This is a genomic window from Psychrobacter sp., from assembly GCF_036731945.1.
In the GTDB taxonomy this organism is placed as follows: Bacteria; Pseudomonadota; Gammaproteobacteria; order Pseudomonadales; family Moraxellaceae; genus Psychrobacter.
Window position 1 is genome coordinate 1 of sequence record NZ_DAINDI010000084.1, and the last position, 10572, is coordinate 10572.

The 10572-nt window shown below is 44.9% G+C and carries 11 protein-coding genes and 1 pseudogene; 8 read left to right on the forward strand and 4 right to left on the reverse strand.

Annotation, left to right across the window (positions count from 1 at the left end; all coding sequences use genetic code 11):
• The 5 genes and pseudogenes from fadB to V7D75_RS13170 all read left to right on the forward strand — a co-directional run.
• Positions 1–234: pseudogene (gene fadB, locus V7D75_RS13150) on the forward strand (fatty acid oxidation complex subunit alpha FadB); the annotation flags it as partial.
• 144 nt (positions 235–378) lie between these two features.
• A complete protein-coding gene (fadA, locus tag V7D75_RS13155) occupies positions 379–1551 on the forward strand; it encodes an acetyl-CoA C-acyltransferase FadA (protein ID WP_333614914.1) in 1173 nt (390 codons plus the stop codon).
• Between the two features lie 242 nt (positions 1552–1793).
• The gene (locus tag V7D75_RS13160) at positions 1794–2369 is read left to right on the forward strand and encodes an isochorismatase family protein (RefSeq protein ID WP_305935765.1); all 576 of its coding nucleotides are present in this window, start codon (positions 1794–1796) and stop codon (positions 2367–2369) included.
• A 240-nt stretch (positions 2370–2609) separates the two neighbouring features.
• On the forward strand, positions 2610–3254 hold the full coding sequence (locus V7D75_RS13165) for an HD domain-containing protein (protein WP_333614915.1): 645 nt from the start codon (positions 2610–2612) through the stop codon (positions 3252–3254).
• Between the two features lie 102 nt (positions 3255–3356).
• Positions 3357–3962: a DUF1287 domain-containing protein gene (locus V7D75_RS13170; protein ID WP_333614916.1), complete on the forward strand. Its 606-nt coding sequence runs from the start codon at positions 3357–3359 to the stop codon at positions 3960–3962.
• An 87-nt stretch (positions 3963–4049) separates the two neighbouring features.
• On the opposite strand, the gene asd is transcribed toward V7D75_RS13170, so the two are convergent.
• Positions 4050–4883, reverse strand: a complete 834-nt coding sequence (gene asd, locus V7D75_RS13175) for an archaetidylserine decarboxylase (RefSeq protein WP_333614917.1) — start codon at positions 4881–4883, stop codon at positions 4050–4052.
• A 128-nt stretch (positions 4884–5011) separates the two neighbouring features.
• Between asd and dtd the strand changes: the two genes are divergently transcribed.
• Positions 5012–5464 carry a D-aminoacyl-tRNA deacylase gene (gene dtd / locus V7D75_RS13180; protein ID WP_333614918.1) on the forward strand — a complete coding sequence of 151 codons (453 nt, stop codon included), beginning with the start codon at positions 5012–5014 and terminating at the stop codon, positions 5462–5464.
• 48 nt (positions 5465–5512) lie between these two features.
• Here the strand turns inward: dtd and V7D75_RS13185 are convergent, their stop codons facing one another.
• Complete coding sequence (locus V7D75_RS13185; protein WP_333614919.1) at positions 5513–6121, reverse strand: M23 family metallopeptidase; 609 nt, start codon at positions 6119–6121, stop codon at positions 5513–5515.
• Between the two features lie 190 nt (positions 6122–6311).
• On the opposite strand from V7D75_RS13185, the gene V7D75_RS13190 reads away from it, so the two are divergent.
• Entirely contained in the window at positions 6312–7001 is a 690-nt protein-coding gene (locus tag V7D75_RS13190; RefSeq protein ID WP_333614920.1) for a putative quorum-sensing-regulated virulence factor, read from the forward strand.
• A 51-nt stretch (positions 7002–7052) separates the two neighbouring features.
• Here V7D75_RS13190 and V7D75_RS13195 read toward each other — a convergent pair whose 3' ends face one another.
• Positions 7053–7943, reverse strand: coding sequence for an alpha/beta hydrolase family protein (locus V7D75_RS13195; RefSeq protein WP_333614921.1), 891 nt, complete (start codon positions 7941–7943; stop codon positions 7053–7055).
• Between the two features lie 383 nt (positions 7944–8326).
• Here V7D75_RS13195 and V7D75_RS13200 point away from each other — a divergent pair, with 383 nt between their 5' ends.
• Positions 8327–9004, forward strand: a complete 678-nt coding sequence (locus tag V7D75_RS13200; RefSeq protein WP_333614922.1) for a TIGR00730 family Rossman fold protein — start codon at positions 8327–8329, stop codon at positions 9002–9004.
• 111 nt (positions 9005–9115) lie between these two features.
• Here V7D75_RS13200 and V7D75_RS13205 read toward each other — a convergent pair.
• Positions 9116–10572: FAD-dependent oxidoreductase (locus tag V7D75_RS13205; protein WP_333614923.1), on the reverse strand; the 1457-nt coding region annotated here is incomplete at its 5' end.

Here is a 10572-nt window from a genome sequence, read left to right on the forward strand (position 1 = left end):
CGTTGCCTAGAAGACAACATCGTCAGCACGCCATCTGAAGCCGATATGGCGATGATTATGGGCGTTGGTTTCCCGCCATTCCGCGGTGGCCCTTGCCGTTATATCGACCAAATGGGTCTAGATAACTATTTGGCACTATGCGAAAAATACGCGCACCTTGGCAAAGCCTATGAAGCGCCGCAAAAGATTCGCGATATGGCAGCCGCAGGCGAGACTTTTTACGCCACTGCGTAATGGTCGGTCATTACTAGGATGAAGTGCTGTACCCATGCTCGATAAGGTTATTGATGATTTATTTATTATGAATAATCTTTTACATAAAATATGGCGAGCATTGTGGTACTGCCACTGACAATAAAAATTGAAAAGGAAGATAGTATGACAACTTTAAGTCCAAAAGACGTGGTCATCGTAGATGGCGTACGTTCAGCGATGGGTAAATCTAAAAACGGTATGTTCCGCCACGTTCGCGCTGATAGCATCTCTGCTGAATTGGTTCGTGCCTTGGTTGAGCGTAACGACTTTGACCCACGTGACGTTGAAGACATCATTTGGGGCTGTGTGAACCAGACTTTAGAGCAAGGTTTAAACATTGGCCGCAACATCGGCTTGCTAGCTGATATTCCAAAGACTGCAGGCGGCCAAACGGTGAACCGTCTATGCGGCTCATCTATGCAGGCGCTACATACGGCTGCGGCGCAAATCATGACCAACCAAGGTGATGTTTTCATTATCGGTGGTGTTGAGCATATGGGTCACGTTGGCATGATGCATGGCGTTGACTTAAATCCTGAAGCCTCAAAACATTATGCAAAAGCGTCGAACATGATGGGCTTAACCGCTGAAATGCTCGGTCGTATGAATAACGTCACCCGCGAAGAGCAAGACGCCTTTGGTCTTGAGTCGCATCGCCGTGCATGGGCTGCCACCACAGAAGGTCGTTTTGACAATGAAATCATCGGTATCGAAGGTCATGATGCCGCCGGTCGTTTGCAACTATGTACTGTTGACGAAGTGATTCGCCCAGATGCGACGATGGAGCAAATGCAAAAGCTACGTCCAGCCTTTGATCCAAAAGGCGGTACAGTCACTGCGGCAACTTCATCAGCTTTATCTGACGGTGCGTCAGCGATGCTCGTCATGAGCGCGCAAAAAGCCAAAGATTTGGGTCTAAAACCACGTGCGCGTATTCGTAGTATGGCGGTTGCTGGTTGTGATGCGGCTATCATGGGTTATGGTCCAGTTCCTGCAACCCAAAAAGCCTTAAAACGCGCTGGCATGAGCATCGATGATATGCAAACCATCGAGCTTAACGAAGCGTTTGCAGCTCAAGCACTATCGGTACTGAAAGCCTTGAACTTGACCGACAAGCAAGACATCATCAACGTCAATGGTGGCGCGATTGCCCTAGGTCATCCACTCGGTTGTTCTGGTGCTCGTATCACGGTTACTTTGCTAAACGCTATGGAGCAAATGGATACAGAGATTGGCCTTGCCACTATGTGTATCGGCCTAGGCCAAGGTATCGCGACTGTGATTGAGCGTGTTTAAGCGTTTTAATAAATCTTTTTAGTTTTATATCTTTAACAAAAACCCCTAGTCATGATGACTAGGGGTTTTTATGTTGGTCAATTAAAAACTGGTTTTATAATATCCTGTTCATAATTGTTAATAAGATTTATCTTCATTGACCCGCTTAGCAAACTATGACTAAATAAGAACAATAACGAAAACACCTATGATAAATCTAACATAGCCTTTAATAATAAGGTCAGTCGTACAAGGAGTGTACTATGTCTACCATGATTACCGATCGCACTTATCGTATCGCCCGCGAAAATACCCAAGCAATGATTATCGATATCCAAGAACGCTTGACGCCACATATCTATGACCACGAAAATATCATTAAAAAAACCGTGACACTGATTAAGGGGCTGCAAGCGCTCGATATTCCTATCATGCTCAATGAACAGTATAAAAAGGGACTTGGCGATACGTTGCCTGAAATACGCGATGTATTAGAAGGTGACAATGCCAAAAGCTTTGAGAAAGTGACGTTTAGCGCCTGCGATAACGATGATTCGTGGCATTATTTGGCCCAGCAAAATCGTAGTATCGTTTTATTGTTTGGGGTAGAGGCGCATGTCTGCGTGATGCAAACGGCGCTTGATTTACTCGATAATGGCATGCAGCCCGTGATTATTGGTGATGCGGTCGGCTCACGCTTTCCTTATGATAAGAAGCAAGCGATTCGCCGTATACGCCGCGCTGGTGGTGTGATTAGCACGGTAGAGTCCATTCTTTTTGAATTATGCCGCAGCAGTAAAGACCCAGCGTTTAAAACTATTAGCAATTTGATTAAGTAGCCTAATTAAGCATCATGCTTAAGCAAATTTAATTATTAAAAATAGTTTCTTAATAATTCTTAAAAATAAAATAGCGCTCAATACTATCGGCGCTATTTTTTTATCGAAAAATTATATCGAAGCAAGTTGATTACGGTTTTTATAACGGCTATAAATGCCGCGGTGCTTAAATATTTACTATAATATCTGCCTTTGGGTGAAAAGACAGCGCTCAAATTTATCAGTTATTTAGAGAGAATCATGACGTTACCCTATTCTAATGGTGTCAACCATACACCGTTGACCGACCCTGCGACTGCTGCAAATATTGATATTGACGATGTAACGCATTTTTTATTAGAGTTGGATGCGCTAAAACGCGTCAATCGGCGCAGTTATGTGACGAAAACAAATCGGTTGGAGAATTCTGCCGAGCACTCTTGGCATTTGGCGATGGCTTGTTGGTCAATTGCTGAACAGTTTGAGATTGATGTTAATCATGAAAAATTGCTGAAAATGGCGTTAATACATGACTTGGGTGAAGTTGATGCCGGTGATACATTTTTATTTGCCAATAGTAGAGCTGACGCTCACGCTGGAGAGCGCGAGGGCATCGCTCGATTGCAAGCTGAGCGCGGCAATGGTATCAAAAACTTAAGTGAGATTTGGGAAGCGCAAGAAACGGGCAGGAGCAAAGAGGCTGAGCTGCTGAGAGTGGTTGATCGAATTTTGCCATTTTTGTTAAATTTAAATACGGGCGGGAAAACATGGAGTGATCATGGGGTGACACGCTCGCAAGTGACTGGCGTCTTAAGGTTTATTAGAGACAGCTTTCCGAGTATTCATCAATGGCTATTGAAACAGGTTGAGTATGCGACCGAGCAAGGCTGGCTGATTGATAGATAAGTGATTAAAAGTTTTTTTTGTCTGTCAACTGTTTACAAATCACCCATTATCTTCCTGCACTAAAGCCTTTATATTGGGGGAATCACGCAAAGAGACGGTCACATGAAAATAGCTGGTACTTATAAAACATTCGCGAAATCACTGGTTTTTATTGGCGTACTAAGTTTAGCGCAATTGGCGCAGGCGACCGAGTCTGTTGGTAATGGCGATAAATTGGCCTATGATGCCAAAAAACAGATAGGTGTGACCACCAGCTATGACCCTACCTATCGTCAGCTGGATTTTCCGCGTGGCGATGTATCGATAGAAACCGGCGTTTGTACCGATGTTGTCGTACGGGCATACCGTCTGCAAAATATCGATTTACAGCAGTTGGTCAATCACGATATGAAGTCCAATTGGTCGGCCTATCCAAAGACGTGGGGACTAAAATCAACCGATAAAAATATCGATCACCGCCGTGTGCCGAATCTTGAGGTGTTTTTTGCCCGTCATGGTCGAACATTATCTACCACTGATAAATCTAGCTTTCAAGCCGGTGATATAGTGACGTGGCGGCTGCCGAACGGCAATTTACCGCATATGGGCATCGTTTCTAATAAAGTCGCCGCTGATGGCTCGCCGTTGATTATTCATAACATCGGACGCGGAACGCAAGAAGAAAACATCTTATTTGCGTATCCTATTCACAAGCATTTTCGGTATTAGGTTGAATGTGCCTAATAAAAAACCTAGCTAAGCTGAGTGGCTTAACTAGGCTTATACGTAGAGGTTTTTAGAGTCTTTATAAAACTGCTATTTATTCGCAACACCCAATAGCTGTCCCATTTTTACCATACTGTTGGTTTGTAAGCTGTCTTGCCAATCGGCTTTTGCACCTTTTGGTAGAACGACAATCGCCGTTGAGCCTAAATAAAAGCGTCCAAGCTCATCGCCTTTGGCAAAGCTCATATTGTGAACCATTTCTTGGATATTCTCAGTGCGGCTGATTTTACCCGTCGCGACGGTTTCGATACCAGCGACAATCATCGCTCCAACCATGACCACCGCCGCTTTGCCATATTCTGTGTCAAATAAACAGACCAAACGCTCATTACGGGCAAATAAATCCGGCACGTTTGCCGCCGTGACATTATTGACAGAAAATAGGGTACCCGGTATATAACGGGTCTTGGTCAAGGTACCCGCAAATGGCATGTGCACGCGGTGATAGTTGCTCGGCGCAAGATACACAGTGGCAAAGCTACCATCAGCAAAATAACTGCCATCTTCGCTATCGGCGAGTAGTTGCCCGATGTCATAATGACGACCTTTGGCTTGCAGTAATTTATGATCGCGGATTTGCCCTAATTGCGAGATAACGCCATCGGCAGGACTGACAATACCGTTTGCGCGGCTATCGATGAAACGCGCGTCGTCTTTTAGCTCACGGGTAAAAAAGTCATTAAAACTTTCATAAGCATTAAAACTTTGGCGCTCATATTCATCTAAGCTGACATTGTAAGCTTTGGCAAAGCTGCGGATAAACGCACGCTTGACATAAGGGTGGCGGCTGGCGGCTAGACGTCCAGCGACTTTACTCAGCTGCTGCTGCGGTACAAATTGTTGAAGGGTGGCAAATAAATTCATAATGAGGTTACCAAAATAGGGTTCGATGTAATTATTAATAGGCAAGTTAATGGCGGTATTTTATCATGGTCAGGGTATGATTGTATGACCATAAACTGTAAGCGATTTATAAATAAGGAAGGCTGTAAATGAGAGCACTGTTACAAAGGGTGCAGCGCGCCAGCGTCACTGTCGATGCGCACTGCGTTGGTGCGATTGAGCATGGAATCTTGGCCTATATTGGCTTGGGTCATGAGGATAATCTGCAAAGTGCGCAGCGTATGATTGACAAAATCCTCACTTATCGCATTTTTGAGAATGACGATGATCCTGCTAAGTTTGGTAAATTGGATAAAAATGTCCAGCAAGTAGGCGGCGGTTTATTATTGGTGTCACAATTTACCTTGATGGCAAAAACCGATAAAGGTCGCCGTCCTGACTTTGGCGGCGCGATGGCACCCGATGCTGCGCAAGCGTTATTTGAGCAACTGGTGAATTATGCCAAAAATCAACATTCCCATGTAGCAACTGGTGAGTTTGGCGCTGATATGCAAGTGGCAAGTATCAATGATGGGCCGTTAAATTTTATATTGGAAGTTTAAGGTCTTATTTTTAAAAGGGTCAGATTTTAAAGGCCAAAAATTCAAACGCTAGCTATCAGGCTTTTGCAAAAGTGGATAAGGGTTGACCGCGCTGCCATTGATATAAATCCCATAATGGACGTGTGGCGGCGTACCTTTGGCATTTCCGCTGTCGCCGACGTAACCGATGATATCGCCAGCATTTACCCAGTCGTTCGGGCTAATATCGGCATAATCCTCTAAATGGGCATAATAATGGCCGGCGCCGCCCGGTCCAATGATGACCACCACGCGCCCGCCTAAGCTATTTTCGCCAACTTTGCTGACGATGCCTTGCGTCGTTGCCTGTATCGGCGTACCGCGCTTGGCAAATATATCGATGCCTTCGTGAGAGCGACCTTGGCTACGCGCCGAGCCCCATGTATCCGTTAAGTGTCGTTCGGGCAGTGGGCTAGGTAAGCTATTTTCTGTCGGTAATGCTTGTTGTAATAAACTAAGCTGTTGCCATTTTGCCAGTACAAACGATTGGGTTTGCTGACTGATACTCGGTAAGAGCTTGTCAAAGACAAATAACAGCATCAGTAACACCGCCGCCTTGATGAATACACTTAGTACACGGCGTAAAAGGTTTGGCTTTTTACTTGGGCTTGGCTGCGGGTTATTGCCATCTGCTAGCATTGATATCTCTTTTTTAAATTAACGCTTATAGACAGTATAAGAGGTAACGCCGCTATTCTTTGTATGCCATTGTTATCTTTAGCTTTTATCCCCATAAATACATTGTTGCTTTTAAAACTCCCCTATTTTTTAGGTCTATGTAGAAAACCTATATTGCTACCTATTTTTAAATACTGATGGCCAAATCTTTATGACCGATACTGCGCTGATTATCGATACCGAAACCGACCAAGGCCGTGATCCGCGTCCGATTCAAGTGGCGACAATCAATGTAGCGACAGGATTTGAGTGGATGAAATACTTTAATAGTGGACGCTCGATATCGCCCGTCGTGATTAGAATCCATGGTATCACCGATGACGATGTCGCCGGTCTTGAGCGCTTTAAGCTTGAGCAATTTGAGTTGCCGCAGTATTTGATTGGCCATAATGTGCGCTTTGATTGGCGGGTGATTGGTAGTCCGTCCGCCAAGCTGATATGTACGGTGCGGCTGGCGCGCGTGGCCTTTCCAGAGTGGAGTGCCTATGGGCAGTCGAAATGTATCGAGCAATTATTAGGTAAAGGCGAGGCAGGTAAAATGACGATTGCCGCTCATGATGCGCTGGGCGATGCGCGTATGTGTTATCTGCTATATCAGGCCTGCTGCGAGCGCCTAGAGATTGCGCCGACAGATTTTGCCGCAGCGCACGCTATCGCCAATAAAGCCAATCCACTGAGCAAAATGCCCTTTGGCAAACATAAGGGTACGCCGATTAAAGACGTGCCAATTAGCTACGTAAAATGGATGCTAGGCAACATTCATAATATGCAGCCGTCGCTGTATTCTGCGTTGACCAAGCGTGTTAAAGCAGAACAGGCAGCAAAAAACACGCAAGACTAAATAGACTTGCGCTTGAATGGCATGCACTTGAATGGCGGCACTAAACAAAACTTATTGCTGCTTAGCTAGCCAATCGACTGCCATTTGCCAAAGCTGCGGGGCTTTAGCGTTGGTTTTACTGCTAAAATAGCGCATATGACCGATACTATTTAAGCCAAATTCTTCGGGGTCAAAATAGCGTTTTTCGACTGGCATTTTGCTAAAGACGCGAATCATATCATCGATATTTTTGCTATTGGCAATTTCATCATCGCTAAAGCCGAGCCACAACGCAGGTATATCAATCTCATCATAAAAATGGGTATGAATACTTTTGCCAAACGCGGTTTTAATATAGCCTGCGCCGTTGCACCACTCGCGCCATTGACGAGCGACGCCACGTGGTAGTGGCTCACCCATGCCGATTTTATTCGCTGGCGTATAGCCTAGCGTCAAGTTGGTGAGCGGAATAAAGGCGTCCATAAAACCCATCGCTTTGAGCTTATAAGGCATGTCCATATTTTTGATTTGCCCTGATGAACAAGCGACGTTAAATACTGAGGTAAGTGCCTTATAATTTGGCATCAGACCAATAAGCTGACCGCCAGCGCTATGTCCAATTAAATGATAAGTGGCATCAGTAAATTCGTCTTGCAAGGCATCAAGGACGGCTGGCATGTCGTGACGGCCCCAACTGATTAAAGAAGCATCACATTTCGCCAAATTAGACGATAGCGATTCGCCGATACCTTCATTATCAAAGGTTATGACCCCAAAGCCGCTTGCTGCTAAATAAGTGGCAAAATTATGATAAAACTGGCGTTTGATACCAGTAGCCGGTGCGATCATAACCGCGGCTTTCACCTCGTCTTTAGGGCGATAAACGGTTGCTGCCAATGCTCGATTGCGCTCAGTCATGATGCTTAGAGCATAAATATCTATTTGATTGTGCGGGTTTTCCATGGTTTAACCTTCATGTATTTTTGTCATTTTTATGAGTAAGAGTTTTTTATCAGTCAGTGTTTTGGGTAAAGAAAAATGCTTGCTAGGGGCTTATGCTTAAACATAAGTGTTTAAACATAAGCGTGCAGTCATTAAGCCGTGATTGCTTACTTTATAGCCTAGCTGGCGATAACCGCATGATGACTTTGCAGTAACACTGCTTATGGTAAAATAAATCTTAGTGAGGAAGGCAGGCGAAAATGACTTCTAAGTTCTATGAGCAAGCTCGACGTTGTATATTTCGAGCAATTAACCTACATCAAAAAAAGCAACATCTATAACTAATCATGTTTTAATAGCTAAGTATTTAATAAGAACAATGTATATAAAATTAAGGAAACTCTATGCAAATGAAAATTAACAATGACACTTATGAAGTTATTACCAGTCAAGATATTACCAATATTGAAAAAGCTGTGGATAAATCAGCGCTCACCATGCCGCTGGTAGCGGTTTATTGTGGCTCGCGTTTGGGCAATAATGAAGTTTATGAGCAGGCAGCGCGTGAGCTTGGTAGTGCGCTTGCCGATAATGGCATGGGTTTGGTCTATGGCGGAGCGAGCATCGGGCTGATGGGCGCAGTCGCTGATGAAGTCATCCGAGGTGGCGCACAAGCGGTCGGCGTGATTCCAACCTTTATGCTCAAGCACGAAATTGCCCATGAGCAGCTGACGCGCCTGCATTTGACCGATACCATGCACACCCGTAAAACGGTGATGGCAGAGTATGCCGATGCCTTTATTACCTTGCCGGGCGGGCTTGGGACGCTAGAAGAAATCATGGAAATCGCCACCTGGCGTCAGCTATATCAGCACGAAAAACCGATGATTATTCTTAATATCAATGGTTTTTATGACTGTATGATTGAACATTTACAATACACCGCTGAGCAAGGCTTTATGAAGCAACAAGACCTTGAGCGTTTGGTCGTTTGTAATACCATTGGCGAAGCGATTGACATGCTAAAAACCGTCGTAAAAATAGATGACGCCGTTGATACTGAGAAAATGGCGGGTAATTAGCAGCCTATATTTTTTAGTAAGACGATAAAAAAGAGAGCAAGGCTAACATTAAGCCTTGCTCTCTTTTTTGCTTTGACTTTATTAACATTTAAAATTAACATTTAAATCATTTTAACTCGTTTCACAAATACCATGATTCACGCCCGCCATTGCCATTGGAAAGCCGCGCTCTTGCGCCAAATGACGCGCAACTTTATCAATCGCCACGCTATCATTTTGCGCTAAATACGCCCATTCATGCGCATAACGCTGATGGTTTTCTAGCGCTTCATCAGCAACCAAACCAAGTGTCGTCAATTCATCAACGATTTGATCGGCAGCAATCAGCGTCGATGATGCTTTGACGTTTTCTGCCCGCGCATAGCGAATATTAGAGTATAAGCTCACATCGGCAACGCGCAGCGTATCGTCTTGCCCAGGTATTTGCTGCCCGCCATAGAGCGCATTGCCAACTGTTCGCGCGCTATGAAAGGTCGGGACGAATTCAGCCACGTAATCAATCGCTTGCTGGCTGCGCGCTTGCAGCGGCGCTTTATCCCAACCGTCTTCGATATAATGCAGGTATTGCGACGGCAATTTCGGTTGCGCACTATTTTTGTTAGAAGCAACCAAACCATCATCAAATAGGGTGATAAATTTACTCATGCCATGTATCTGAAAATAACCATCAGGGTAGGGCGTTAGCTGCGCCATGCCTTCCGGTGTGCCGCGCTCACCATAGACGATAATCTCTGGTATTTGACCGCCAGTATCGCCCCAATGAGTGATATAAGACGATTTAAACTCGACCATGCGCGTGACTTTGACACCGACCATATCATCGATAATGCCGGTACGAAAACCACAAGCGTTGATTAAATAATCAACTTCGATAGAATCGGTTTTGGCTTCAGTATCAGTATCAGAGCTCGCTGCTTGTTGATAATCAATGCGCCATTTGGTCACATGATGGTCAGCATTTGAGCAGTTTTCACAATCGACTGGCATCACTTGCTTCACCTGCGTATCGGTAAAAACATGGGCGTGCTCATAGCCTTCTAAAGCCACTTGGGCAGACGCTGCCAAACGGAAGATATTCCAGCCGTATTCTTGTACGACAATCAGCGGAAATTTGACCTTGTTTAAATCCAAATACTTAGCAACTGGTATCATCCATTCATCAACCGTGTGCGGCACCGCGACTTGCTCGCGCTCAGATAAGGCAATCAGTTGCTCATGGCTGTAGAGCTGATAGTAGTTTTCAGGTTCGCCAAGCACTTTATTATTAGCATCTTCGGCGATAAGCTCTCGATAAGCGTCGGTTAAGATATCTAAGCGTGGCAATAAATCCTCAGGCAAACCTTCATCGCGCGTCGGCACCGCAAATACCGTCGGGCGTACATCAATGGTATAAGGATAAAGGCGCAGAATATCGATGCATTGTTTGAGCAGGGCAACGCAATCTTCATCAGGTATTTCACGATATAGGTTGCCACCGGCATGCAAATGACACATCGGCGGCCCGTCAATTAGCGAGGTGTTTTTTTCAAATAAATACGTCTCAAGGCCCAATGCCGCAAGGCGAATCG

Excerpts from the sequence above, each read along its gene's own strand:
- fadA (WP_333614914.1), top strand. The coding sequence starts at position 379 with ATGACAACTTTAAGTCCAAAAGACGTGGTCATCGTAGATGGCGTACGT.
- V7D75_RS13160 (WP_305935765.1), top strand. The coding sequence starts at position 1,794 with ATGTCTACCATGATTACCGATCGCACTTATCGTATCGCCCGCGAAAAT.
- V7D75_RS13165 (WP_333614915.1), top strand. The coding sequence starts at position 2,610 with ATGACGTTACCCTATTCTAATGGTGTCAACCATACACCGTTGACCGAC.
- V7D75_RS13170 (WP_333614916.1), top strand. The coding sequence starts at position 3,357 with ATGAAAATAGCTGGTACTTATAAAACATTCGCGAAATCACTGGTTTTT.
- asd (WP_333614917.1), bottom strand. The coding sequence starts at position 4,883 with ATGAATTTATTTGCCACCCTTCAACAATTTGTACCGCAGCAGCAGCTG.
- dtd (WP_333614918.1), top strand. The coding sequence starts at position 5,012 with ATGAGAGCACTGTTACAAAGGGTGCAGCGCGCCAGCGTCACTGTCGAT.
- V7D75_RS13185 (WP_333614919.1), bottom strand. The coding sequence starts at position 6,121 with ATGCTAGCAGATGGCAATAACCCGCAGCCAAGCCCAAGTAAAAAGCCA.
- V7D75_RS13190 (WP_333614920.1), top strand. The coding sequence starts at position 6,312 with ATGACCGATACTGCGCTGATTATCGATACCGAAACCGACCAAGGCCGT.
- V7D75_RS13195 (WP_333614921.1), bottom strand. The coding sequence starts at position 7,943 with ATGGAAAACCCGCACAATCAAATAGATATTTATGCTCTAAGCATCATG.
- V7D75_RS13200 (WP_333614922.1), top strand. The coding sequence starts at position 8,327 with ATGCAAATGAAAATTAACAATGACACTTATGAAGTTATTACCAGTCAA.